Annotated in this window: 21 protein-coding genes; 3 read left to right on the forward strand and 18 right to left on the reverse strand. The window is 45.1% G+C overall.

Annotation, left to right across the window (positions count from 1 at the left end):
* Positions 1-74: 74 nt before the first annotated feature.
* A complete protein-coding gene (gene infA / locus ACFOEE_RS06355; protein ID WP_005493784.1) occupies positions 75-293 on the forward strand; it encodes a translation initiation factor IF-1 in 219 nt (72 codons plus the stop codon).
* A gap of 157 nt (positions 294-450) precedes the next feature.
* On the opposite strand, the gene clpA is transcribed toward infA, so the two are convergent.
* Both clpA and clpS read right to left on the reverse strand, forming a co-directional pair.
* Positions 451-2,715, reverse strand: coding sequence for an ATP-dependent Clp protease ATP-binding subunit ClpA (gene clpA / locus ACFOEE_RS06360; protein WP_377122146.1), 2,265 nt, complete (start codon positions 2,713-2,715; stop codon positions 451-453).
* A 28-nt stretch (positions 2,716-2,743) separates the two neighbouring features.
* A complete protein-coding gene (gene clpS / locus ACFOEE_RS06365; protein WP_377122149.1) occupies positions 2,744-3,061 on the reverse strand; it encodes an ATP-dependent Clp protease adapter ClpS in 318 nt (105 codons plus the stop codon).
* 202 nt (positions 3,062-3,263) lie between these two features.
* Here clpS and cspD point away from each other — a divergent pair, with 202 nt between their 5' ends.
* Both cspD and ACFOEE_RS06375 read left to right on the forward strand, forming a co-directional pair.
* Positions 3,264-3,479: a cold shock domain-containing protein CspD gene (cspD, locus tag ACFOEE_RS06370; RefSeq protein ID WP_377122152.1), complete on the forward strand. Its 216-nt coding sequence runs from the start codon at positions 3,264-3,266 to the stop codon at positions 3,477-3,479.
* A gap of 432 nt (positions 3,480-3,911) precedes the next feature.
* Positions 3,912-6,134 carry an NADP-dependent isocitrate dehydrogenase gene (locus tag ACFOEE_RS06375; protein WP_377122155.1) on the forward strand — a complete coding sequence of 741 codons (2,223 nt, stop codon included), beginning with the start codon at positions 3,912-3,914 and terminating at the stop codon, positions 6,132-6,134.
* A 216-nt stretch (positions 6,135-6,350) separates the two neighbouring features.
* Here the strand turns inward: ACFOEE_RS06375 and ACFOEE_RS06380 are convergent, their stop codons facing one another.
* The 16 genes from ACFOEE_RS06380 to tssE form a co-directional block, all read right to left on the reverse strand.
* The gene (locus ACFOEE_RS06380) at positions 6,351-7,337 is read right to left on the reverse strand and encodes a hypothetical protein (RefSeq protein ID WP_377122158.1); all 987 of its coding nucleotides are present in this window, start codon (positions 7,335-7,337) and stop codon (positions 6,351-6,353) included.
* Positions 7,338-7,524: 187 nt separating this feature from the next.
* Positions 7,525-8,514 (reverse strand): hypothetical protein, encoded by a 990-nt coding sequence (locus ACFOEE_RS06385; RefSeq protein ID WP_377122161.1) that lies wholly within the window; start codon positions 8,512-8,514, stop codon positions 7,525-7,527.
* Complete coding sequence (locus ACFOEE_RS06390; protein WP_377122164.1) at positions 8,504-8,890, reverse strand: hypothetical protein; 387 nt, start codon at positions 8,888-8,890, stop codon at positions 8,504-8,506. The genes ACFOEE_RS06385 and ACFOEE_RS06390 overlap by 11 nt, the downstream gene beginning before the upstream one ends.
* Before the next feature lie 84 nt (positions 8,891-8,974).
* Positions 8,975-9,937 (reverse strand): hypothetical protein, encoded by a 963-nt coding sequence (locus tag ACFOEE_RS06395; protein ID WP_377122167.1) that lies wholly within the window; start codon positions 9,935-9,937, stop codon positions 8,975-8,977.
* A gap of 203 nt (positions 9,938-10,140) precedes the next feature.
* Complete coding sequence (locus ACFOEE_RS06400; RefSeq protein WP_377122170.1) at positions 10,141-11,133, reverse strand: hypothetical protein; 993 nt, start codon at positions 11,131-11,133, stop codon at positions 10,141-10,143.
* 16 nt (positions 11,134-11,149) lie between these two features.
* Positions 11,150-14,335, reverse strand: a complete 3,186-nt coding sequence (locus tag ACFOEE_RS06405) for a hypothetical protein (protein WP_377122173.1) — start codon at positions 14,333-14,335, stop codon at positions 11,150-11,152.
* 2 nt (positions 14,336-14,337) lie between these two features.
* On the reverse strand, positions 14,338-15,417 hold the full coding sequence (locus tag ACFOEE_RS06410; RefSeq protein ID WP_377122176.1) for a DUF4150 domain-containing protein: 1,080 nt from the start codon (positions 15,415-15,417) through the stop codon (positions 14,338-14,340).
* A 1-nt stretch (position 15,418) separates the two neighbouring features.
* Complete coding sequence (locus ACFOEE_RS06415) at positions 15,419-16,297, reverse strand: hypothetical protein (protein ID WP_377122179.1); 879 nt, start codon at positions 16,295-16,297, stop codon at positions 15,419-15,421.
* Between the two features lie 2 nt (positions 16,298-16,299).
* Complete coding sequence (locus ACFOEE_RS06420) at positions 16,300-17,322, reverse strand: DUF2169 family type VI secretion system accessory protein (protein ID WP_377122182.1); 1,023 nt, start codon at positions 17,320-17,322, stop codon at positions 16,300-16,302.
* Positions 17,316-18,500: a hypothetical protein gene (locus tag ACFOEE_RS06425; RefSeq protein WP_377122185.1), complete on the reverse strand. Its 1,185-nt coding sequence runs from the start codon at positions 18,498-18,500 to the stop codon at positions 17,316-17,318. The genes ACFOEE_RS06420 and ACFOEE_RS06425 overlap by 7 nt, the downstream gene beginning before the upstream one ends.
* On the reverse strand, positions 18,500-18,928 hold the full coding sequence (locus ACFOEE_RS06430; protein ID WP_377122188.1) for a hypothetical protein: 429 nt from the start codon (positions 18,926-18,928) through the stop codon (positions 18,500-18,502). The genes ACFOEE_RS06425 and ACFOEE_RS06430 overlap by 1 nt, the downstream gene beginning before the upstream one ends.
* Before the next feature lie 8 nt (positions 18,929-18,936).
* Positions 18,937-20,964: a type VI secretion system Vgr family protein gene (locus tag ACFOEE_RS06435; protein ID WP_377122191.1), complete on the reverse strand. Its 2,028-nt coding sequence runs from the start codon at positions 20,962-20,964 to the stop codon at positions 18,937-18,939.
* Between the two features lie 17 nt (positions 20,965-20,981).
* Positions 20,982-23,651, reverse strand: a complete 2,670-nt coding sequence (gene tssH, locus ACFOEE_RS06440; protein ID WP_377122194.1) for a type VI secretion system ATPase TssH — start codon at positions 23,649-23,651, stop codon at positions 20,982-20,984.
* Between the two features lie 22 nt (positions 23,652-23,673).
* Positions 23,674-24,645 carry a type VI secretion system baseplate subunit TssG gene (gene tssG, locus ACFOEE_RS06445; RefSeq protein WP_377122197.1) on the reverse strand — a complete coding sequence of 324 codons (972 nt, stop codon included), beginning with the start codon at positions 24,643-24,645 and terminating at the stop codon, positions 23,674-23,676.
* Positions 24,642-26,372 carry a type VI secretion system baseplate subunit TssF gene (tssF, locus tag ACFOEE_RS06450; RefSeq protein WP_377122200.1) on the reverse strand — a complete coding sequence of 577 codons (1,731 nt, stop codon included), beginning with the start codon at positions 26,370-26,372 and terminating at the stop codon, positions 24,642-24,644. The genes tssG and tssF overlap by 4 nt, the downstream gene beginning before the upstream one ends.
* Positions 26,369-26,773, reverse strand: a complete 405-nt coding sequence (tssE, locus tag ACFOEE_RS06455) for a type VI secretion system baseplate subunit TssE (RefSeq protein ID WP_377122203.1) — start codon at positions 26,771-26,773, stop codon at positions 26,369-26,371. Before tssE ends, tssF begins: the two co-directional genes overlap by 4 nt.
* Positions 26,774-26,883: the final 110 nt, after the last annotated feature.

Here is a 26,883-nt window from a genome sequence, read left to right on the forward strand (position 1 = left end):
CGTCCTTTACTTATCGGTCGCTTTTCGGCAAAATCTGCAGCGTTTCACTTTTTATAGAGGTTATAACGCTACACATGGCGAAAGAAGACGTAATTGAGATGCAAGGCACCGTCCTTGACACTTTACCAAATACAATGTTCCGCGTAGAGCTTGAGAATGGCCACGTAGTTACTGCGCACATCTCTGGTAAGATGCGTAAGAACTACATCCGTATCTTAACTGGTGACAAAGTAACGGTAGAACTAACACCGTATGACTTATCAAAAGGCCGCATTGTCTTCCGCGCTCGTTAATTTGTAGTCATGTAATTCTGTATCACCCTTAGCCGCCATAGAATTCATAGCTGTGGTTGTTTTTATTTTGGGGTGATACGCTAACGCAAATTTTTGCGACAGCAGAAAAACAAAAAGCCTGAATTTTCAGGCTTTTTGTGTTTTTAGAAACCGCAACTTAAGCGGTTTCTAATTCTTCTTGGTAAATAAAGTTCAGCTGTTTGTCTTTCACATCAATACGAACATCACCGCCATCTGCCAAACGTCCAAACAATATTTCATTTGCCAGCGGCTTTTTCAGTTGCTCTTGAATGACACGCGCCATTGGTCGCGCGCCCATCGCTTTGTCGTAACCTAAATCAGCTAACCACTCACGGGCTGCCTTAGTTAGCTCAAGATTAACCGACTTCTTATCTAATTGGGCTTGTAGCTCAACTACAAACTTATCAACCACCTGCAAGATAATGTCTTTATCTAAATGGTTGAACCAAATAATGTTGTCTAAACGGTTGCGGAACTCTGGAGTAAAGGTTTTGTTGATTTCAACCATCGCATCATGTGAATGATCTTGCTGTTGGAAACCAATCGACTTACGAATAGTCTCTTGCACCCCAGCATTGGTCGTCAACACCACGACCACATTACGGAAATCCGCTTTACGGCCGTTATTATCGGTTAATGTACCGTGATCCATTACTTGCAGCAGGATGTTATAAATATCTGGATGGGCTTTTTCAATCTCATCTAGTAACACCACAGAATGCGGGTGCTTAATCACCGCTTCAGTTAATAACCCGCCTTGCTCAAAACCAACGTAACCAGGAGGCGCACCAATCAAACGACTTACCGCATGACGCTCTGAGTATTCCGACATGTCAAAGCGGATGAACTCAACGCCCATACACTTTGCCAATTGCTTGGTGACCTCGGTTTTACCGACCCCAGTTGGTCCTGCAAACAAGAATGAGCCAACGGGTTTATCTTCATTTGCCAATCCAGAGCGCGATAAACGAATTGCCGACGTTAGCGCATCAATTGACTGATCTTGTCCGAATACCAACATTTTCAGGTTACGGTCGAGATTTTTCAGCACTTCTTTATCACTTGAAGACACACTTTGCTGTGGAATTCGTGCAATTTTCGAAATGATTTGTTCAATATCCGCCACATTGATGGTTTTCTTGCGTTTTGACGGTGGCAACAGACGCTGAGACGCCCCAGCTTCGTCAATCACATCAATGGCTTTGTCTGGTAAATGACGCTCGTTGATATACTTAGCACTCAATTCCGCCGCAGCTCGCAGTGCTTTTACCGTATAACGAACACCGTGATGCTCTTCATAACGGTCTTTTAAACCCAGCAAGATCTTAGTCGTATCTTCAACACTCGGCTCAACAACGTCAATTTTTTGAAAGCGGCGTACCAGTGCGCGGTCTTTTTCAAAAATATTCTTAAACTCTGAGTAAGTCGTAGAACCCATACAGCGCAATTTGCCGCTCGAAAGCAGAGGCTTAATCAGATTAGACGCATCCATTACACCACCAGAGGCAGCGCCAGCACCAATAATGGTGTGAATTTCGTCAATGAATAAAATCGCGTTTGGTTTCTTTTGTAGCTCTTTTAGCAAAGCTTTAAAGCGCTTTTCAAAGTCGCCACGGTATTTAGTGCCAGCCAACAATGCGCCCATATCGAGTGAGTAAACTACTGCATCAGCAATTACCTCAGGCACTTGCTCATTGACAATACGATACGCCAAGCCTTCAGCGATGGCCGTTTTACCTACCCCAGCTTCCCCCACTAATAATGGGTTATTCTTTTTCCGACGACACAATACTTGCACCGTACGCTCAACTTCCTCATCACGCCCAACCAGTGGGTCGATTTGCCCAGCTTTTGCTAAGGTATTGAGGTTAGAGGTAAAGTTTTCTAACTTTGTCGCGTCTTCGCTATTTGATTCAGACACTTCATCTTGCATTTCTTCGTGGTCGTCATGATCAGAGTCATCTTCAACTTTAGAAATACCGTGAGAAATGTAATTCACAATGTCTAAACGGCTTACATCCGCTTTTTTCAGCAAATACACAGCTTGGCTTTCTTGCTCAGAGAAAATTGCCACTAGCACATTCACACCGGTAACTTCTGTCCGTCCTGATGACTGCACATGGAACACCGCACGTTGCAATACACGCTGAAAGCCTAAAGTAGGCTGAGTTTCTCTATCTTCCTCTAAATCAGGAATAACAGGCGTAGTTTCATCAATAAAATCAGAAAGTTCTTTTTTCAAACTTTCTTTGTCAACCCCACACGCACCTAAAGCATCCCCAGCTGATGGGTTATCAATTAATGCCAGCAATAGGTGTTCAACGGTCATAAATTCGTGACGGCGAGCTCTTGCCTCACGAAATGCCGCATTCAAGGTAATTTCTAGGTCTTTATTCAGCATGGCAACCCCCAAACGAGATTAAATTAGGTTATTCCTGCTCACAACTACAAAGCAGCGGATGCTCATTATCCCGAGCATATCGATTTACCTGCTCTACTTTGGTATACGCAATGTCTGCAGGATATATGCCACAAACAGCACGCCCTTCATGATGTACCCGGTACATCACGTCAGTTGCTCTTTCGCTATCCATATTAAAGAACTTCATCAACACTTCGATGACAAAATCCATTGGGGTGTAATCGTCATTATTCAAAATGACCTTGTACTTTCGGGGTGGCTTGAGTGCGAGTGTTTCGCGCTCCCTTACCGTTTCCAAGACACCTGATTCTTTCGGTCCGCTCATAATAAATATAGTCTTGTCTCACAAACACAAGCAACAGGGAATTAAAAATAAATAAAATGTTAAAAAAGTTTAGCAAAAAACTTGACTGTGCGTCGATATAATCTACAGTCTTATCTGACTTGCTCAGTCTATGGGCAGTCTAGCAAAATACCAAGGTTAGATTAACTTAAATTTAGTCAACTTATAGAAGGATGTATGAAGTATGGCTTGCGGAAAAGTCAAATGGTTCAATAACGCCAAGGGTTTTGGTTTTATCGTTGAAAACGGCAATGAAGAAGATATCTTCGCGCACTACTCCACGATTAATATGGATGGCTACAAGACGCTTAAAGCTGGTCAAGATGTAACATTCGAACTACAACAAGGCCCGAAAGGTTTGCATGCTACCAATATCGCTCCAGTCGATAGTTTAGTATGAAGACAGATGGCAAGTGACTAAAAGCGAGCAACTTGGGTTCTCGCTTTACTTTCACTCAAGCCTTTTCGTAATTTTTCTTTCCCTCACATTATTAGACCAATTCTCTAGCAATTCTTACTAAATCGCATTAGCCCTTTACGCTTTCACTTGTTAAACTATAGCCACTCAAGATGTGACATCACTCACAATGCTTTAACATGCGCTGTCCAAACATACACTTGCTTCTTCACATTGCACGCAGAGACAAGTAGGCCGCGCTTAGGTTAGTTAGTTTTTTTTATTTTTACTGTTGGTTGAAAATTGCCACGTGCAACACCATATTAGTTGCTTAAATTTCGAGTAGAAAAACCTAACACACTTACCACTTCCTTTCATTAGGTAGTGGTTGCATTGCATTGTTGAAAGGCGTAAGCCGCAAATCTAGGAACGATGATGACATCTAAAATCATTTATACAAAAACAGACGAAGCACCGGCATTGGCCACGTACTCGTTACTGCCAATCATTCAAGCCTACACCAACGCTGCAGGTGTAGAAGTTGAAACCCGTGACATTTCATTGGCCGGCCGTATCATCGCAAACTTCCCTGAGTATCTGACTGAAGAACAGCGTATTGGCGATCACCTTGCTGAATTAGGTGAGCTTGCAAACACGCCAGAAGCGAACATCATCAAACTGCCTAATATTTCTGCTTCAGTGCCACAGCTTAAAGCGGCTATCAAAGAGCTACAAGCAAAAGGCTATGCGCTACCTGATTATCCAGAAGAGCCGCAAAACGATGCCGAAGCTGCAGCCAAAGCAATTTACGATAAAATTAAAGGTAGTGCTGTAAACCCTGTACTACGTGAAGGCAACTCAGACCGCCGTGCGCCACTTTCAGTGAAAGAATACGCACGTAAAAACCCTCATTCAATGGGTGCTTGGGCTGCTGATTCAAAATCTTACGTAGCCAGCATGACAGAAGGTGATTTCTTTGGCTCTGAGCAATCAGTAACAGTTGCTGACGCAACTGATGTACGTATTGAACACGTTGCCAAAGATGGCTCTATCACTGTTTTAAAAGCCAGCACCAAATTAAAAGCAGGTGAAATCATTGATGCGTCATGTCTAAATGTTAACGCACTACGCAGTTTCCTAGCTAAAGAAATTGAAGCGGCGAAATCAAATGGCGTGTTGTTCTCATTACATATGAAAGCAACCATGATGAAAGTGTCAGACCCTATCATCTTCGGTCACGCAGTAAAAGAATTCTATAAAGACGTATTTGCTAAACACGCGGATTTATTTGAGCAATTAGGCGTAGATGTAAACAATGGTCTTGGCGATGTGTATGCCAAACTACAAACGCTACCTGAAGCAAAGCGTGCTGAAATTGAAGCGGATATCGCAGCAGTTTACGCGGCGCGCCCTGCAATTGCTATGGTAGACTCTGACCGTGGCATTACGAACCTACACGTACCAAGTGATGTGATCATCGACGCCTCAATGCCAGCGGCTATCCGTACCAGCGGACAAATGTGGAATGCTGAGGGTAAACAACAAGATACCGCGTTTGTGATCCCAGACCGTTGCTACTCTGGCGTTTACCAAGCCACGATTGATTTCTGTAAAGCCAATGGCGCATTCGACCCACGTACTATGGGTACCATTCCTAACGTTGGTTTGATGGCACAAAAAGCAGAAGAATACGGCTCACACGATAAGACTTTTGAAGTCAAAGCTGATGGCGTGGTACGTGTTGTTGATGCCGCAGGTACTGTGTTAATGCAACACAACGTTGAGCAAGGCGACATTTGGCGTATGTGCCAAACTAAAGACGCACCAATCAAAGATTGGGTAAAATTAGCGGTAAACCGTGCCCGTCTTTCTAACACACCAGCTGTATTTTGGTTAGACAGCGCACGTGCACACGACGCCGAGCTTATCAAAAAGGTCAATGCTTACCTACCAGAGCACGACACTACGGGTCTTGAACTGCATATCATGGCGCCAGTTGAAGCAACGCAATTCTCATTAGCACGCATGAGCAAAGGCCAAGATACAATTTCTGTAACTGGTAACGTGTTACGTGATTATTTAACCGATTTATTCCCAATTCTTGAGCTTGGCACCAGCGCTAAAATGCTATCAATCGTGCCTCTGATGAATGGCGGTGGTTTATTCGAAACTGGCGCGGGCGGCTCTGCACCTAAACACGTTCAACAGTTTGAGAAAGAAAACCACTTACGTTGGGATTCACTTGGTGAGTTCTTAGCACTAGCTGCTTCTTTAGAACACTTAAGCCAAGTTACAGGCAATGCTAAAGCGCAAGTGTTAGCAAACACGTTAGACAAAGCAACGGGTAAATTCCTAGACGAGAACAAATCACCTTCTCGTCGTGTGAAAGAACTAGACAACCGTGGTAGCCATTTCTATTTGGCTATGTACTGGGCAGAAGCGTTAGCAAACCAATCTGATGACGCAGAGCTAAAAGCTTTGTTTACTGATATTGCCGCTGAAATGAACAGTAACGAACAAGCTATTGTTGCTGAGCTAAACAATGCTCAAGGCGTAGCAGTTGACCTTGGTGGGTACTACCAACCAAATGATGAGCTAGCATTTGCTGCAATGCGTCCAAGCCAAACACTCAATGCCATCATCGCAAAACTTGCTTAAGTTTTTATTGCTTTGATTTAAGTAATTAAAAAGCCAGTCTTCATGACTGGCTTTTTGCTTCGACACCATTATGTGAGCAGAACCCCATCCTTCTCAGTAAGAGCGATATACTTCGCCGCGGGCTTTTACGGCTTTTTGCTATTTTTAAATTAGATTTTAATATGTAGCAAAACACAACCATAGATTTTCACCAGACCGTCCAAGCAACTCTGTCGCTTACGGAATACAAAACAGCAATTGCAGCGTGATGCGTTTTAGTTTGTATCTCCAGTCGAGCTTATCGGTGCGGGTTAAATCTGGTTCCCAGCGCAGCCAAGGTTGGGTGATTTCGGCTTTGGGTTCAGCTTGTTCTGACCAGTCGTATTCCCACGCTTCTTTTAAAAGCTCTTCACCGATTTCGATTTGTTGGTCTACTGACATTGTGCGCCAGTAATATTCAGGGCGATTGTTTTGCTTATCAAATTCTGCCGTGATTGGGTCTAAGTGGCGGTAAGCCTCATACACAGGCACATCGGGCAACGGTTTTTTATTGTCCATATGCCTTACAATACGCTCCCACGCCAAAATACAATGGATGGGATGTTGGGATGAATCTGTGACTACTACATCCACTTCAGCATCTGGAAATTCACTCTCGTCCTTATGTCCAATCACAGGGTAAAAAGTATAGGAACCATTATTATTGGTAATGGTCGTTCTAACTGCGCAAATAATATCGCGCCAAGGAAAGCAACAATGGCCAAATTCATCTCGCTCTTCACAGCCTTTAATGTCATTTAAAAACCCGACTTTACGCGTAACGCGGTCAAAATACATAAGTTTGGAGGGGAATTTATTGGCAAACACATTACTTAAGTTAACAAAGGTAAAATTCCACGCCAGCACAAACCACATATACCCATAGAGGAATTCATCATCTGAAAATAGTGCAAAAATGAAAAACAAGCTCAAAATAATCCCAAAGAAAAAACCAGCGAATAGAGGGAATAGCTTTAAACGAGCACTATCATTACCGCAAGAATGCCAGATAAAGCGACCTTCATCTTTATAAAAGGCATCTTTTACTTTATTAAAACGCAGTAAAAAATTTATGCCAAAAAAACGTTTATCAAACTCAAGACTTCTTTCAACATCTATGTCGTAAAACTGATTATATTTGGTCTTTTTTGGTAGCATACCCACATTAAATCGGTTAAATTTCACGGTTTGTTTCCTTAGTCTTATATGGCTTTGTACACGCTTAAAATCGCTATTTTAGTCATACCCTAAAGCCAGCCCTCGTCACAGTCTGTTCCTTACTGTACCAAAGCGCTTAACGCCTATTATTTATCCCTTTACATGTTTTACAACGCCCCTCTCTTGTTCAATTAAGGGTAAACGCTGCTCTTAATCACGGAATACAAAACAGCAATTGCAGCGTGATACGTTTTAGTTTGTATTTCCAGTCGAGTTTGTCTGTACGGGTTAAATCTGGTTCCCAGCGCAGCCAAGGTTGAGTGATTTCTGCTCTGGGTTCGGCATTTTCTGACCAGTCGTATTCCCACGCTTCTTTTAAAAGCTCTTCACCAATTTCGACTTGTTGGTCTACTGACATTGTGCGCCAGTAAAATTCAGGGCGATTGTTTTGCTTATCAAACTCCGCGGTGATTGGGTCTAAGTGGCGGTAAGCCTCATACACCGGCACGTCGGGCAGCGGTTTTTTATGGTCCATGTGCCTAACAATACGCTCCCACGCCAAAATACAATGGATGGGATGTTGCGATGAGTCTGTGACGACTACATCCACTTCAGCATCTGGAAATTCACTCTCGTCCTTATGTCCAATCACGGGGTAAAAAGTATAGGAACCATTGTTATTGGTAATGGTCGTTTTGACTGCGCAAATAATATCGCGCCAAGGAAAGCAACAATGGCCAAATTCATCTCGCTCCTCACAACCTTTAATGTCGTTTAAAAACCCGACTTTGCGCGTAACGCGGTCAAAATACATAAGTTTGGAGGGGAATTTATTGGCAAGTAGGTTCGTTAAATTAACAAAAATAAAGTTCCAAATAACTAAGGTTAATAGCAATGCTGTTGGGTATGGTTCGTTGCCAAAAACGATCCACCAAGCAGTAAACGATACGACAACAATGCCACCAAATATACCGGCAAACATAGGGAAAAGGATTACACGTGAGCCATCATTACCGCAGTCGTGCCAAATAAAGCGGCCTTTATCTTTATAAAAAGCATCTTTTATTTTATTAAAACGAAGTAAGAAGTTTATGCCAAAAAAGCGTTTATCAAACTCAAGACTTCTTTCAACATCTATGTTGTAAAACTGATTATATTTGGTCTTTTTTGGTAGCATACCCACATTAAATTGGTTAAATTTCAATGGTCTTTCCTTTGTATGATATGGCTTTTTCAAGCGCTGCGTGGTCTACAGGGAGTGAGATATCTTTGTCTAGACGTAGTTTTACATTTGCTTTTTGGCCGGTAATTGTTGCGCTAAGTGGTATCAGCTTGCTATCAATGTTAATGGTATAAAGCGCAATACTTCGCCCCTCTGGCGTCATGGTTAATTGGTATTCCTTATCACCCGAAATACCTCGGGTTTGCCATCCGTCCACCTCGGTGGGTTTATCATAAAGACGACTGAGTTTATAGCTAAAATTAAGCTCAAGCTCGGATACACCTGGCGTAAAGGTGGGCATATCTACTTGCACCAAGTATTGAGCTAAGGCTTTAGTTATCGTGACTCTAGGGGCCATCAATGTACCAAGCAGTGATTTCGCAAATGGCCCCCATTTACCCTCTGAAACCAACAAGATTGCAAAAAATATTCACCATTTTACTCACCATACCTCCCAGCAATTGACTTGTTGGTCTTCTTTATCAAAGTAGCGTTTCATAATTTCAGGGTACGGGCCTGTGCCCATGGCATTGCGGTCTTTTTTATAGTGTTTTTCCATTTGAATGTGCACATCTTCGTTTACTGGTTGAGTGATATCCATAAAGTGGATTAACGACGTCCAGTGGCCTTCTTCAATGCCCCCAAAAAATAAACTGTAGCTAGGTCTAAACCAGTATTTAGCCGGGTATTTGGTTAAGAATAACGCCCCAGAGCCGCGTTCACCGCCGCCTCTGGCCGATTGCACCACAGGGCCAATCGACAGTTCAATGTCTTCAATGGGAATATAAAAAGGCCGACGGAATAGTTTGTGCGGCATACGCACCAGCCCCGTATGGCGGTTAAACTCAAACTTGTCTAAAAAGTCGAGTTTGCGCCAGAGTTGGACCACCAAATAAATGCCAAGAGGCCCACCAATTAAACCGCCGAAAAAACCTTTCCAACCATAGCTATTTTCAAACGGTGCTTCAATTACAGCGAAAAAAGAGACGAAGGCAATAGCAAAAGCCAACAAACAACATAAAAACCAGACTCCCATTCCCCGTCTCAGAATAGCTACTTGTCCATCGCACTCGCCACAATGGTAATAAATATCGGTATGTTCTCGCGAGGCAAATTGACGCTTAGTGGATTTTGCCTTTTTAAATTCGCAGCCATTTAACTGTGCCGCTTTGGCTAGCCGTTGCTCATAGCTTTGATGATGCAGATGCTTGCTATCAAATTCATGATAATAAACTTCAGTGACTCGATATTTGTTTTTGTTTTCACGCCTTCTGTCCTTTTCTAAATAGACTTTAAGCTCTTCTGGCGTGGCGTTTTGTTTTCTTTTCTCCCACCACTCACGGCTTTCTTGTGCGAGTGCTGCGCGCTGTTCTTCGGTCATGTCTCTAAAACGGGGCTTGGTCACGATATCGCCCTTAAATGGTTAGAGGCTTTGCAGCATTTGCTGTGGCTTAAAGCTGATTGAGGTCAAATAAGATTGGCCATAGGTATGGCTTCCTTGCCGTGCCGCAGTACTTAACGCCTATTATTTATCCCTTTACTCGCTTTACAGCGCCACTGCTCTTGTTCAATTAAGGTTAAACGCTGATTTTCAAACGTTGCTCTTTTTCACGGAATACAAAACAGCAACTGAAGCGTGATGCGTTTTAGTTTGTATTTCCAGTCGAGTTTGTCTGTACGGGTTAAATCTGGTTCCCAGCGCAGCCAAGGTTGGGTGATTTCGGCTCTGGGTTCAGCTTGTTCTGACCACTCGTATTCCCACGCTTCTTTTAAAAGCTCTTCACCGATTTCGATTTGTTGGTCTACTGACATTGTGCGCCAGTAATATTCAGGGCGGTTGTTTTGTTTGTCAAATTCTGCGGTGATTGGGTCTAAGTGGCGGTAAGCCTCATACACAGGTACATCGGGCAGCGGTTTTGTATTGTCCATATGCCTAACAATACGCTCCCACGCCAAAATACAATGGATGGGATGTTGCGATGAATCCGTAACGACTACATCCACTTCAGCATCTGGAAATTCACTTTCGTCCTTATGTCCAATCACGGGGTAAAAAGTATAGGAACCATTGGTGTTGGTAATGGTTGTTTTAACTGCGCAAATAATATCGCGCCAAGGAAAGCAACAATGGCCAAATTCATCTCGCTCCTCACAACCTTTAATGTCGTTTAAAAAGCCCACTTTTCGCGTAACGCGGTCAAAATACATAAGTTTAGGGGGCAATTTATTGGCTAGTAGGCTCGTTAAATTAATAAAGGTAAAATTCCACGCCATTAAAATACCCAATGGGATAAGTGAATAGGTATCGTCAGGCCCTAAAAATGGTATTGAAAATAGGGAAATTAAAAAAGTAATACCACCAAACAAACCAGCAAACATAGGAAAAAGGATTACACGCGAGCTATCATTACCGCAAGAATGCCAGATAAATCGCCCTTCATCTTGATAAAAAGCATACCTAGCCTTGTTAAATCGCCGCAAAATATTGATACCAAAAAAACGGGTGTTGAACTCACTCACTGTCGTAATATCAAATTTAAAAAACTGATTGTATTTGGTCTTTTTTGGTAGCATACCCACATTAAATTGGTTAAATTTCAATGGTCTTTCCTTAGTCTTATATGGCTTTCTCAAGAGCTGCATGGTCTACAGGGAGTGAGATATCTTTGTCTAGGCGTAGTTTTACACTTGCTTTATGGTCAGTGATTACGCTAAGAAAGAGCTGTTTGCTATCTATGTTAATGGTGTAAAGCGCGACACCTTGCCCCTCCGGCGTCATGGTTAATTGATATTCCTTATCACCCGAAATACCTCGGGTTTGCCATCCTTCCACTGCGGTGGGTTTATCATAAAGACGACTGAGTTTATAGCTAAAATTAAGCTCAAGTTCGGATACACCTGGCGTAAAGGTAGGCATATCCACTTGCACCAAGTATTGAGATACTGCTTTGGTTACCGTGACTCTAGGGGCTAGCAGCGTGCCAAACATATAACGGTAATACACATCTGGGTTAGCAAATTGGTTAAAGTCAGCTTGGTCATCACTGTTAAATGTACCAAGCAGTGATTTGGCAAATGGCCCCCATTTACACCATTTTTCTGACTCGGTATCCACTAAATAGGCGCCTAAAATACTGAGCACTATGCTGCCTAAAAAAAGTGACCAGCCAATTGGCCCTAGACTGACCAAAACCGCACCATAAATTGCACTCGCGCCACCTAATACACCAGCAATAATGGTGACCGCTGCGGCATCTTTATCTTGCTTGCGCCATAGCTCTACGCCATCCCATACTTGTACGCCTGCGGATATGAACCCCATTGCACCACCAAAAGTACGTAAATGGGTGAATTTAACTGGTCTGCGAAGTTCTTTTGACCAATCTTCGGCTAACTTAGTCGCTCTAGCCTGAGTTAGCCAGTGTTGATTGGCCGCTTTACTGTAGTTTTCCCACACTAAGCCTATTGCCGCCAGCGTACCACCTAAAGTACTTATATGTTTAAACATTTGATACGTAAAATGCTTACCACCAAATTCTTTTTCATATTGGCTATAGGTATAATACGCTGTCATACCAGTTAACAACATCAGCGGGACTGACACAGCCCGCTTTAGCTCAAACGGGTGTTTTTGCATTGCCGTCATTGAGAGGGTTTTGGGATCAATGCCGTTTTCTAGTGCATGGTCGTACAATATTTTAGGTGGTACGTCTTTTATGTTGGCGGTGAATACCATTCCTTTTAATTCTGCGGTGCGTTTGAATGTGCCGTGTAAGTCTTCAACTTGCTGCAGCAATTGCAATATTTCATCGCGTACATGGCGTGCTAAATAAGGCTGACCGTTTAAATTTGCTAATTCGGCGGCACCCGTTGGGTTGATATTGCGCTGTAACTCTCGCGCTATAGTAATGAGCTGATTGCTATTTACCTGTTTGCCTTGTTTAATGGCTTTAAGCGCATTTTTAATCGCTTGGCGACCTTTTTTAGACGTCACTTTTTGTAATAATGGATTAAAATCGAACCCTGCACTAATGGCGAAACGGTCTGGAGGAACTTCACCAAGCGGGTGTAATTGAATGTCTTTAAGCACCGGATGACCAAAGCTTTTGGCTAATGACCCAACTTGGGTATAAAATAGCGCTAAGTCTCTGTTTTTTTGACCACGCAATGACATCAGCTTAAATTGACGCTCCCAAAATGCGAGGCTCTCCGATAAGCCTTTTTCTATCACTTGGTTGAATCGTGCCTCTGCAAATAAAGCAGGAAGTGCCACAGTTTGGTGTTGAACCTGACTGGTGTCTAACGCCAATTTCAACGGATTAAATGCACCTAATTCCTCGCGAATATGCTGCTTATCAGGCTCAGTAGCGGTGAGTTTGTCACCAAATAAATCTGGGCTCGCGCAAAATTGTTGTTGTAACCAGCCTTCTTCATCTGTGCACAGTTCATCGATATAGGCATGACAATCGGCAGCGCTCTCTTTTAATGCTCGGCTAAGTGTTAATTTGGTTTGCTTATCTTGTAGTGCAGGTATATAAATGGGGACTGTGCTGCTCTCTCGAATTAAACAAAGCAGTTGCTCATAAGCAAATTCAAATGCAAGTGGATAGGCAAACGCATTTAGGGTCGAAAAATCGCGATATAATGCATGCCAATTTAACTCTGGGTTTTGATACAATCCCAAGAGCGTGGTTTTACTTTCGATATAGCGCTCTAGCTTTGCAATGACGGCTTCTGGCTCTTCACCGATTAAATAGTCTTGTAGCTTTTTACGGTCTAAACTGCTTGCTGCTTTTCTGGCTTGCTGACTGCCTGCATCGTTTTTCTTATAAGTTGTACCATGGCGAACTAAACTACCACCGTGAGCTAACCCGACACCACTGGTCACATAAAAATTCTGCTCTGTTTCCCACAGTTCCTCATTTAAAAAGAGTTTATAGGCCAACATAGCCGACTTATAAAAGCCATTGGCTTGCAAACTATTTTGATGTAGTTGTAACTCAATCATCGCCGTATCTGCATCAAGCTTTACATCTTGTGCGATACCAATCACATCGTGGATATACACACAGGGCATTGGGGTGTTTAGCGGTGGTAACGTGATGGTGCCCATATGCTCAATACTTTGCCAATTTGGTGCATCTTGCATGGCTAAAGTTTGCATCCGCTCGTTACGATATGTCGCTGCATTTTCCTTATTTGGACATGTTGATTTAGCTGGGTTGATATCAAAACGTGGGTCTTTTGGCCACATGCCGCCCAGCGCATTAATGTACTCCCATGACCATTGCAGGCGAGAAAAGGCAATTTGTACATCGTTAAATTCGGTTGCCGTGTTATCGGTTAATAGCCCCTTGCTTTTAACCGGTAGCGTTATCTCAAAAGCGTGATAAGTATCATAAGGTCGAAAATCGTTACCATGATGTTTGCGTAGGTCGACCTCACTTAACGCACCGTGTGGCAAAACGGCAATTTCACGCCATAAATAGCCGTTGATATAAAGATAGTAATAACCCAGCGCTTCGCCCTCTAAGAGCCGGTCTTTACCTTTAAATAAAGCGACAAATTCTGGGTCGCCCGCTTTATCTTGGCTAAATGTCGCTTCTTTAAAGACCAGTGGCTTTACCGTTACAAATTCAGGTATGTCTGCCTGCGCGGCTGGGGTTGAGTCCTGCTCGGTTAGCGCTAAGCCAAAGGGTAATAGACAAGGTGCTTGCCCTGACAAGCTTGGTAATTGCAAATTCAGCGCACAACCTAACTCGGCATGTGCAACCGGCACTTTGATATTATGTACCACACTCATGGCTACTCTCCCTGATCTAAACGACGTTCACTTTGCTCTGCAGCTTGCGTAAAGGTAAATGTGCCCTGTCCGCTCAACATCCGACCTTGCTGTGAATTAACAACAATAACCGCACGGCTATCATTGGTTTGCAGTTGTGTATTACCACGCTTATTAATCCTTAATCCTTGTGGATTGGCGCCACCGGGTTGGCGCAGTGGCGAAGGTGGGGTGTTTTTATTATTGGAGATCATTAAATCGCCTTGGCGTACAGCGGGCTTGCCTTCAATCAGCACATTGGTACTGCAGGTTATAAATTCGGCTTTTTGTTCAACTGTACCACTGATAATGCCTTTTTTATCGCCGGGGCTATCGCCTTTACTTTTTGTAAAGGTACATTTGATATGGGCCGCGCCATTACCTTGAATTTTAACTGAATCTGCTACGCCAGAAATATCCTCTGCTTTGGCAACATTTCCGTAAGGAATGGGAATAACACCAACCATGGGCACGGTGGTTAAACACACATCGATAGTGTTAAGTACCCCGCCACTGTCAACATGGACGGCGGTTTTGCCATTGATCAGTAAATTATTGTTACTCACCGTACTGGTTTCAGGCGCTTCGCTATCGGCGTCTTTAACGAGCGTTTCAACTTGGCCCGCTTGCCAGCCTAATTTTGTGCTGACTAAATTGAGCAAATTCTGTTTGTCGGTAACTGGCTTATTCACATCCATACCGGTTTCAGGCTCGTTGTGAGGTAGAATTGGAGCGTTTTTTTCTTCATCCCATTCGGGTGGAGGGATGATATAAGTTGGGATAAATTGGTTAACCAATTGGCCTAGCGTCATATTGGCATATTTTGGGCGCTCAAGTTCAGCTAAAAACGCCTGTTCGCTACTGGCTTTATCTGCAAATATGGCTACGCCATTGGCTTGCCCAAGCGCGCCATGACTTCTGGCACTAACATTAAGCGGCAATAAAGTCGCATTATTGTGGCGCCAAGTTGGCGTGCCACCCGTTCTGAGCTCCGCATTTTGCGCATCAATATCATATTGCACGCTTTGGGCTGCTTTGCCGCGTCCGGCTCCAATATAGCTCATGTTATTTGCTCCTTGCATATTCAATGAGTTGCGCATTATTGTCGTTATCTAACATTAACACCCGCTGACGCGCACGGTGAAAAGGGCTGCGCAATAAAGCAATTGCCGCCACTAAGTTCATCCAAGGCTGACAGACGCCCGTGTGACCACACACTACATTGGGGTCGAGCATTTCAATAACAGCATCCTCAGCTTGATATATTTTTTGACTGGCTGCGTACCAGTGGTATTGCCATGCCTCATTTGGCGTACCGCCAAAGAGATAAAGCTCATCGGCAGTTGCATTGGCAGCTTGTAACTGCTCGTGCAGTGCGCCGGCATACGCATGCTCTGTTACTTGCGTTTGCCCACCAACAAAAAACGCACAGGCTCCTTCACCGGGAATTTTCCCCAATGGGCCGTCAAGTACTTGGAGCTGGCTAGCCTCGCGAGCGAGAATTTGCTCTGCGCCCACCGTTGAGTCAGCGCATAATACTAACGTCCCTAGCACTAAGGTATTTGCAGTTAAACTTGGCTGCTGGGAAAACGACACTGCGGCGACTTTGTTATCGCGCAACAGCGATTCAAGCAGTGCATCGCCAAGCACTGGCTCGCCAAATTCATGGGGAGTAATAAAACAGATTTTTTGTACCGCATTGCTGTTGAGTAAAGTGCTGACGCTATCATCTTGGATCAAACCTTGCAGCAAAAGCAGTAACCTTGATTCACGGTCTAAGTCATCCAGTTCTGGAATAGTCACACGCATCACAGGTGCCGTGAGGGAGCTGTCATACTGCACCATAAAGGGACTTGGCTCAGCAAAGTACATGTGGTTTTCAAGTGCGGTCGCAAAAGTCGCCAAACAACTGCCGGTAGCATTAATATGTGCAAGATATTGCATCGTCAGCCTCCTTGTTGCGTGAGCACAATATGGCTGTTGGCTTTAATTTGCGCCCGCGCAAACCCACAGCGCCAAATCAAACTCAGTCTTTGTGCCTCGGTATCAACCACCAGCGTGTCACACTTCATGTCTAGCGCTATGCTTTGCAAACCACTGTGCACACTCAGCTCTGGTGGCTCAAAGGGTAATTTGAGTGTCAAAGCATGTTGATACGAGAGCTCCGCCACAAAACCACTTAAACGCAGCTGCCAATTGGGTGCAAAAGGCGCCGTGACGATTTGGTCACGTGGGGCGTAGTTATAAAAATCATCAGCCAGTGCTTTGCTATAGGGGAACTCCCCTAGCATTAATTTCGCTTCGTTTATTTTGGGTAACTGGTTAACGCGTGGTGCCCAGTGAAGTGGCAACGGGCCATAACCCGCCACCAATGCATTATGGCTGGGCTTGCGATATTGGCTGTGCGCGTATTCAATTTGCGGTAGCGGGCTACCTATGGCATCGCGGTTACTGAGCTTGTAGCCTTTCCCTGCGGGGTTCTCTGCACTGAATTCGGCTTTACTGCCTGAGCTTTGGCCACCAAACGCATTGTCATAGGTCATTGTGAGTGGTTGCAAATAAGCCGGCTCACTTGCCACTGGCCCGAGTAAACTGCGTCGCCATTGCCTCTGCCCTGTTACCCTCAGCACTTTGTTGAGTAAGGTTTTACCCTCCCCATCCGATAATTGTAATTGGGTTTCAATAACGCGCACCGCTTGGCCTTTAGGCGGGTAAGCAGTAAAGTTACCATAAATTTCAATACCTTGTTTGTAAGGTACGAGTTCATTCGCGGCTGTAAGATATTGCGCCGCGCCTTCACCGTTAAACTCATCGCCACTTTGAAGATCTGGTGCTTGGCTGAGCGGGCACAACTTGCCTTGGCTATCAAATTCATAGCTTTGTTTCACAACCACAATATGTTGCGCATCGCCTGAGGCTGACCAACTAGCAAAGTCAGCGGCTTGCCACTTTGTTTCGTTAATTAGCATGCACCCTCCGACATTTTCTGCCACACCATTTTTTGCCACAACTGAGTACTGCTATTGGCACACCAAAATGCCCAAGCACCTTGCGCCTTGGGTAACGCATGGCACAACGCACGTTGGCTATACAGCCCAGCAAATTGGCGCAGCAGAGGCAATGCGTTGGCTTTATCATAACTGACACCTTGCCACACCCACTGCCCCGGTTGTTGGCGCAGTTGCTGCTCGGCATAGATGGCATCATCACTTGAACTGCGTTTGGCCATATTGAGGTTTGAGGTTGATTGTGCCGTGCTGCCATTTGCTGCTAATTGCGGTACTTGTTTGAGCGCTTTAGTTGTTAAATTCAGCCATGCCGAATTAGCGCCAGCCATACAAGGGGCAAAATCTAATAAACCTATCACCAGTTTAAGGGCGGATTTATGCTGAAAATGACTTAATACATCAGCACAGTACTGAGGATGCTGACGACAAAATTCATCGGCTATTTCTTGCCAACGCATATCGCCGGTTAACCCGCCGACAGCGAGTAATTGCGCTTTCTGTGCTGGGTTATCACAGCGTGCAAAGGCCACAAAGCACTGCTCGGTCAGGCCAGTTTGTTGACTTAGATAGGCATTGACAAAGGCAGGATAAATTAACTCGAAATCACTATGGGCTAAGGCTTCTGACACCAAAGACGGCGCGTCGATATAGCTGAGCAAAAAATACTTTAATGCTGCTGGGCCATTGTCTGGTTGTTCAAGCAACAAATTAATTGCGGCCGTGTCTGGCTGTACATTCCAATTATCGGGGTGTTGCAATAACAAGTTGAGCGCAGTGGGATTTTCGCGCCCGAGCGCCATTAGCGACTCTATAGACAGTGGTGCGAGACTTTTGAGCAGCTGTGTACAACATAACGCCAGCAAATCGAAATTGCTGTTTTCAATCAGCATCGCATTTTCAGCATTCAGGCAAAAGCTTTGCCAATCTTGCGTGGCCAGTTGCTCTAGTTTTAAACCCGCTAACTCTGCCAACGCGTCATGCGTGGTTAGGGTATAAATATGATTGAGTAACTGAGACTCTAACACCGCCATGCGTGCCGCCGGATATACCCCAACTTGCTGTAATCTAATACGTTGTTTAGCTAAAACTGCAACGCGTTTTTGGTGCTGAGCAGCACGGTTTAACTTTGCAAACATCATTAGTTCAACCGAATTGGCCAACCTATGAGATTAAAATCTCGCTCACTTTGGGCGTCAATTTCGGTGCCTTCCAGTCGCAGCGAGCCATCGGCAAGCAATTCAATCTGACTTTTGCCACAGCTGAGACTAATGGCTTTACTGGCATTCAGTAACACTTGCCCTTGTACATCACGCGGCAACACAGCTGGCGCCTCGTTGGCAGTCAATAGTTTGCCCATCACCACGCAACCGGCATTGGTATGCCATACGATCACGGGGTCGTTTACTTGGCAGGCGCTCACGCTATCAAGCTGACCAATCACCGCAACCTCAGTGTGTTGTCCTTGGTTTAAGCTAACTTGGATCACCCGTCCCAATTCATCCACCTTACTCACTTGCACCACCAGCGCGCTAGTTTGGGTAAAAAACGATAAAAGTTGTGCTGTCATCATTATCCCTAATTGTTCGAAGTTGCCTTGCCTTTAATCACAATATTTTGCGCTGATAAAGTAATGCTTTGCGCGTCAATACTCAGGTTTCCTGCTGCATCAATTTCCACACTGCTGCGCCCTTGTAATAGCTGAATACTGCCGCGCTGACCTGTAGAAATGGTGATATTGCTGCCACTTTGAATGTTTACTTCGCCTTGTTTAGCCTGCAGCTCAAGGTTGCCATTACTGCTATAAACACTGACATCATCACGGGCTTGCAGTTTCATTTCCTGTTGCGCTTTCATGGCTAACGCGCCTTCGCTTGCAACCAGGTGCACATCACTCTGCGCTACTTGCGATAAGGCTTGCTTAGCTCGAACTTCGATATTCCCTTCTATGCTTTGCATTTGGATAGCCTGCTCGGCACGTAAGGTAATATTCTGCTTGGCGCTATGATTGATATTGCCACCCGCTTCAAATTGCACCGACTCTTTGGCATTCAGTTTTAGATCGCCGTCTTGACTCGCGAGCTCCGCAAAGTGAGCACCTTCAGTTGCGTTTAGCTCCAGTTTGTTTTTACCTTCTTTGGTCGCAAGGACTATTTTCTCTTGCGCGCTTTTATCGTCCATTAACAAACTGTGGCCAGCTCGGGTGACTAAGCGATTTTCGGTGGGATTAAAGGCATTGACTGGGCTTGTCGCATTTTGGTTATATAACGCACCAAGAATAATTGGCCGGTCTAGATCACCATGTTCGCCGCACACTAGGACTTCTGTCCCAGCGGTTAACGGGAAATGCATCCCATGTCCGGCACCGCCGTAAGGCTGCATCAATCTTGTGGGCTTACTGGCTTGACCTTCGCCATCAACATTAAACGGTAGATTGACCATATATTCGCCTTTGTCGTCGACTTCTTGTTCTATGGTGGCACTAAAGGTGGCAAATACACGTCGCGGTGATTGCACTTCGGCTTTAAAATCAACGTTGTTAGCAATCGCATAGACCTGATTCTTGTAGGTCAAGCCTTTTACATTGTCGCCGTAATGTAAGCTATGACTTTGGCTACCTTGATGCTCAACGCGGATCACTAAATAAGTACCACTAAATTCAGGGTGATCCTGCAACGTCAGCAATGTACCTGGGCGTAACGCACGACAATCGGTATCAAAAATCACCACATGGCGCTGACAATCCAGTGCAGCTTGCGCCACTTTTGCAAGACTTTTTGCCTCCGCATCGGTTTTGGCATTTAAACCATACTGTTGCTGCTGGCCAAAGCCCGGATTATTGGTGCGATTTTGTTCAGCGCCACTGACGTTGCCCGGTGTCATGTAGTTGTAATCATCGAAACGTACCGAGTGAGTGGTTAAAGTGGCACGCTCGCTTACCGCAAACACACTTTCGCTTAACCTCACTTGGCCACTCGGTGGGACATAACTTAACGTCACGGGCGGGTTAAATTGACTGAGCGACGATGCTCGCTCAACCACCACTAAGTTGCTCACCCCAGGTGAGACTTCAACAACGCTATATACTAGGCCATAACGGCGCATTAAGCGGGTTACAAACTCGTAATCAGACTCGTCATATTGCACTGTCATATCGCGTACGGGGCCGCGAGCTTGCACTTGTAAGCGAGCCATTGGAAACCCCGCCTTTTGTAACACGCTACGCACTATGTCACCGACACTCATCCCAGTAAAAATCCGATTAGAATGGCTATGCTTAAGCATAGTGAGCAATGAGCTTATCACCACAGTGTAGTGATAACCTTGCTGATTTTGACCATGACCAACCACTTCGCTAACTAAACCACTTAATGTCCGCACGCTATTGCTCCACAATAACGACAGCGTTGCGTCTTGCCCGAGCAATTGCTTGCTTTGTAAGGCCTGTTTCGCCACCACTCGAACGTTGAAATGGAAGTCTTCAGCCATGGCATCATCGTGCGAAGTAAAATCACTGACCGTCACCAATGCATCAGGTAACCCTTTGATGTTGATTGAAAACTGGCTTGCGTTCGCTTGTAGTTCGTCAAAAAAAGCAAGTCCCATTGCTTGTGCTCCTTGGCTTAGTGGTTAATATCCGCAAAGTCTGCGCAGATCTGCCCTGCGTCATCCAAAGTGAGGGTTAGAATATCCGGTACATCGTCTTCGGCTAAAAAACCCAGTATTGATTTGGCTATCCCTGGTAGCACTTGCTGCTCCAAGGTTGCCGACACCAATCGCGCACCGCTGTCACTTAAACGACAACGCTCAGCGAGCGCCTCTAATACTTGCGCATCAACCCGTAATTGCATTTGATGGTTTGCTTGCAAGCGCTCAGCAACCAGCGCCAATTTTAGCGCCACAATTTGCTTTAACGCTTCACCTTCCAGCGGATAAAAAGGCACCACTTGCATTCGCGCCAAGAGCGCTGGGGCAAAACGTGCAAGTAATTCAGGACGGATCAACTGGCTTAACTCACCAAGGGTTGGACGCTGCCAATCTGCCGCATTATTGATTGGTGCAACACCTTCGATATCCCCTTCGGTTTCGTCAGCAGTAACGTTCAGCGCTGGTGCTTCACACGCCTCGAGGATAGTATTCGCACCTAAATTGGAGGTCATAATGATCACGGTGTTTTTAAAATCGATTTCTCGACCCTCACCGTCACGCATCACACCACGTTCAAACACTTGATAAAACAAGTTCATAATATCAGGATGGGCTTTTTCCACTTCATCCAATAACACCACAGAATATGGGCGCTGGCGCACGGCTTCAGTGAGTACCCCCCCTTCACCGTATCCAACATAGCCCGGCGGTGAGCCTTTTAGCTGAGATACAGTATGTGCCTCTTGGTATTCACTCATGTTAATGGTGGTAAGAAACTTTTCGCCACCAAACAGGCTACGCGCAATACAACGTGCGGTTTCGGTTTTACCTACCCCAGACGGACCCGCCAATAAAAATACCCCTAAAGGTCCTATTTGGCTGCTTACACCCGCTTTGCTGACTCGTAACGTTTGCGCGATAGCACCTAGCGCTTCCGTTTGACCAATCACTTCTTGGCCTATCACTTGTTCTAGAGATAGTAGTGCACTCAGTTGGTCACGCACCATATTACCGACGGGTACGCCGGTCCATTGGGCAATGACACTGGCGACCACATCCGCGTCCACCTGCGCATAAACCGCATTGCCATCTTGCCCTTGGGCTTTTAATTCTGCGCGTAGCTGTTGCTGCTGAACTAAATCATCTGGTGCTGTACTTAACAACTTGGTGAGCAACCCAAGCTGGGCTTGGTGTTGAGCTTCAAGGGATTGTAAGCGCTGTGTGGCAAGCAATAACTCGCTGTCTAAGCTGCGCAGTAACGCTTCATCACAAACAATGCCACGGCTGGCTTCAATGTTTAAGGCCGTTAAACGATGTTCCAAAAAGCGGATATGCTCGCGCTGCGACTCGATGTCACTTGGTTCTACTGCCGCTGACATCCGCACTTTGGCCGCCGCGGTGTCTAACACATCGATGGCTTTATCAGGCAGTTGGCGTCCTGTGACGTAACGTGCAGATAAAGTGACCGCCGCGGCAATAGCAGCATCAGTGATAAAGACTTGATGATGACGTTGATAACGCTCTTTAAGACCACTTAACATTAATTGTGCAGCTTGCTCGCTGGGTTCATCCACTTTAATCATCTGGAAACGACGCTCTAAAGCGGCATCGCGTTCAAAATATTGCTTAAACTCACTCCACGTGGTTGCCGCTATAGTGCGTAGCTCACCGCGTGCTAGGGCTGGTTTTAGCAAATTGGCCGCGTCACTCATGCCGGCATCACCACCCGCCCCAATCAAAGTGTGTGCTTCATCAATAAACAAAATGATCGGCGTTGCAGCATTTTTCACTTCATCAATGACTTGTTTCAAGCGGCGTTCAAACTCACCTTTGACCCCAGCACCGGCTTGTAATAACCCCATGTCGAGTACCATAATCCGCACGCCTTGTAGCTCTGTAGGCACTTGACCCGCTTGAATACGTTGCGCTAGACCTTCAACCACCGCGGTTTTACCGACACCTGGATCACCGACCAAAATAGGGTTGTTTTTTCGGCGCCGACATAACACATCGATGGCCATACGAATTTCATCATTACGACCCAATACCGGATCTAACTTATCGTTTTGCGCCTTCGCAGTTAAATCTTCGCAATAGGCGCTAAGCGCATCTCCTTGTGCTGCATAACCCGCATCGTTTGACTGCTGCTGCGCGACACTGCCGCAGCGCTCGCTAGATTGTTTGCAGATTTTGTTTAAATTGGCACTCAAGAAGTGACCATCAACGCGACTCAGCAGCTCTGGCAATTCGAGTACGGGGCCGTAAGGTACTAAGTCTAGTAGCGCATCAAGTAACGCCGCCCCCGTTATCCAATCTTCACCTTGCTTCACATTGGCACTTAGCCAACTGCGTTCTAACCAATCAAATAAGCGCTTGGAGAATACCGGTTTGCCTGGGTTGCCAGCTCGTTGACCATGAATAAAATCCAATAAGGCGCGCCAAATAGCATCTTGATCAACCTGAAAATAATGCAATGCACGCTGCATATCACCGTCATTGCCCTCTTCCATCAATTTAAGCAAAAAGTGCTCTGGCAAGACTTCATAATGTTGCCGACTGGCCGCAAAACCGGCTGCGGTTTCTAACACCTTGGCACAATGGCCGTTCAGTTTGTTGATCAGTTGTTTTATGCTTATGGCGTCCATGAGGATCCCTTACGTTCCTTTTTTAATTGATTGCGAATTGCACTTTTTGATAGCGCATGCGCGTTTGTTTCTGCTCGCGTGCCCCTAAACAAGCATTACCACCCAGTTTGATCTCTTCACCAAAATGTAACGCGGGCTGTGCGGGCATGATCACGTCCAGTTCCAATTGCCAATCAATATCGCAACTGACATGGTGCGCCATTAGCCGCGCTAATTGTTGCCCTTGCTGACCATGTGGTTTGAAATGTTCCGCTTCATAGGTAGAGAGCGGTCCAACATGAATAGCCACCCTCGTTCCTGAAACCAATACTTGTTCACCGAGCAAAGTATTCGCCCCTAAGGTTGTGCCCTTTTGACCAAGCTGTGTTACTTCACTTAGAGGTTGCCACACCGGTTTTAAGTCATCTAATTGCAAGCACTCAACCGACAACGCTTGGCGCAACAGTTGAGTTAAACCTGCCGCACTGGTTTGTTTTAAGCTGGCAATGCCTAAATGGCTTTTTTTCGCTTCTTTACTTTGCAACACGGCGGCGATGACGGCATCGAATTGTTGACTGCCAATGCCGCTATGACCACTTTGGCTTTTTTGCCATGCTTGATAGAGCTGGCAATATAAAACGTGGTTAAAAATATCGATAAACGCGCGCGTACGGGCCGAACTCTCATCGTCCCTTAGCGCTTGCTCTAAAACATAATGAGGAAGTGGCGAATCTATCCCGTATAAACCAAAATAGGCGCTGCTTAATTGAATTTGTCCTTTACCGGCAATTTTGAGTTGGCTTGCCCGCAAGTCACTACCGGGAAAACCAAATTCCTTGTATGGCGTGAGCTTCACTCTATCGCTAAGCCCTTTACTAAGCTCCCCTTCAGACGCCCAATGTTTTTCCAACATTGCAATCGCCGGAAACAAACCAAATTGCCACGGCGTTTCCAACAATTTCAGGATGGGCTCAGGCAACTTGGCCCAGATTGGATTTTGCGGCTGCGTAGTCATAGGTTCTCACTCAACCCTGTTGCAATTGCCCAGTTAAACTCCGTTTGCGATGGCAAACAGGTCACCTTACTTTGCACACATTCATTTATCGGTGCATACATCACAAAGAAATGATGCAAGGTATTGGCAAAATGAAATACATCGGCAATGCAAGCAAAGTAACTCTCTTCGATATGTAAATGCACTTCCATACCACGCAAAAACATGCCGTGCTTCATGATACTCAGGGGCTTGACCTGAATCGCTTGCAGCCCTTTAATACGGTTTAGATTTTCAGAGCGTCCAGACCAGTCAAATAGGCGCAATAAACGCTGCAATTGTGCGATTTCGGTGATCTCTGAGAATTTCAAGTTGAGTAAACTAATTAACTGCCAATGCCTGGACTGATTTGGTGCCTTAGTGAAATTACTCGGCAATATGACGTTTTTAACCACTTGCACACCCGTTTGTGCTTGGCTAAGTTTGCTTAAATCGCCTTCAAATACCGTTTGTCTTGGCAAGGCAGCATTCGAGGCCAGCACTTGGGTTGAAAGTACTAACTGATCAGCATTATCAACGACGGGAATTTGAATAAAACTACTCGGCACCATTTCACCAATATCTTTACTCAAAATACTGTAAATGGGTTGCTCATCGTCAAATACTGCCTTGTACCGAGACGACAACTTGATTGCTTGGCCTGTCGCACTTGAGCGACTGTGAACGTCTAAAATACTGTGACAAAATACTTTACCGCGCGCTGCAGCATTAACAATTACTTGATATTCAGTATGACGAAAATCGCAGCGAATAGGCTCAGCCTCAGCTTTAAACAAGTTGATGGCAGGAACGCAATTCAGTCTCAGATGCTCAGCCCCAATGCGATGTCCTGGTGGTAACTTAGCGACACTATGGAACTCAAGTTGAAAACTATCGCAATCACTTGGCAAGGTTTGGCTATCTAAGCCAAGCACATCAACAAAATAAAAACGCTCTTTACCGTTAAAATAATCAAGTAGTAAGGAATAAGCTGGATGACATAAGGACGCAGTGGGTAAATTGGCTGATTGTGCATCTAACAGCGCCACTTGAGCAGTCAATGAGGTTGGTTTGGTTTGCATCGCCATCGTAAATGGCATAACCAATTGCACTGCTTGACTAGTTTTTGTCATCAATTGCAGCAAACTACTTTGTAAACTGGTATCGCCACATAAATAAAAACGCAAACGGCTTAAGTCGAAATCTTGTAGCGGTGCTTGTACTGACTTTTTCAGCGTGACCACTAATTTGGCACCAAGGTGCGACTCTTGATACTGCACATCACTCACCACGATTGGCAATAACTGACCGGCCACTGTGGTGGTAAAACGACATGCATCGTCAAGCAGCTCACTTTGCGTTGTGATTTCTATGCCCTTTGGCAAGTGCTCGGTTTTTTGCAGCATCACGGCTGGCTGAAATTGCACTACCGTTGTGGAAGGATAGTAATCTAATAAAATGGGGCACAATTGCCTTAACACTTGCTGTGAAATTTCGGGTAAAGACTCATCTAAGCGTTTTTGAATATTCGCCGTCAAATACGCTACGCCTTCCAAGAGGCGTTCAATATGGGGATCACGGTCTTTAACCGAGTCTAAATTCAAGAGACTGGCATGTTCAGGATAAAGCTGGGCAAATTGCTTACCGGCATGCATCAATAGCCGCATTTGCGCATCAAAATACTGTTTCAATCCTTGCTCTTGACTCATATTTCTTCTCGTTGGTTGAGTACATTAGCACGTCCTCCGGTGGCAAATTTGCTACTTAAATGGATATGCTGGCCACTGTCTAAAACGGCTTTAATGTCAAAACGAATAACATAGTCATCGGTATTGATATCGACTGGCTCGACCCACACCGATTTGACTCTGGGTTCAAAAGTTTCAATTAAGGTTTTAATTTCTTTGGCTAATTTGTGCTGGGAATACGGTAAGCCTTCGTAAATATCTTCAACATCTGGCAAACCATAATGCTCTAGATGACGCAGTACACCGCGGCGGGCATTCAACAATTGGGTAATATGCAGCCGCACGCTTTCCAATTCATTGACATCGAATCGTTGAAGCCTGCGCTTTGCTTGGTCATTTGCCAAAAAATCGAATAACGCCATACCATTTCATCCCGAAAAAGGAAGCACCGCAGTGCTTCCTTAGCACACTTAGCTTTTTGCGAGTTATTTACCACCCGAGCAACATCACTCAGGCAGCAAATAGGGTCGAC

The organism is Pseudoalteromonas fenneropenaei, assembly GCF_042643375.1.
GTDB lineage: Bacteria > Pseudomonadota > Gammaproteobacteria > Enterobacterales > Alteromonadaceae > Pseudoalteromonas > Pseudoalteromonas fenneropenaei.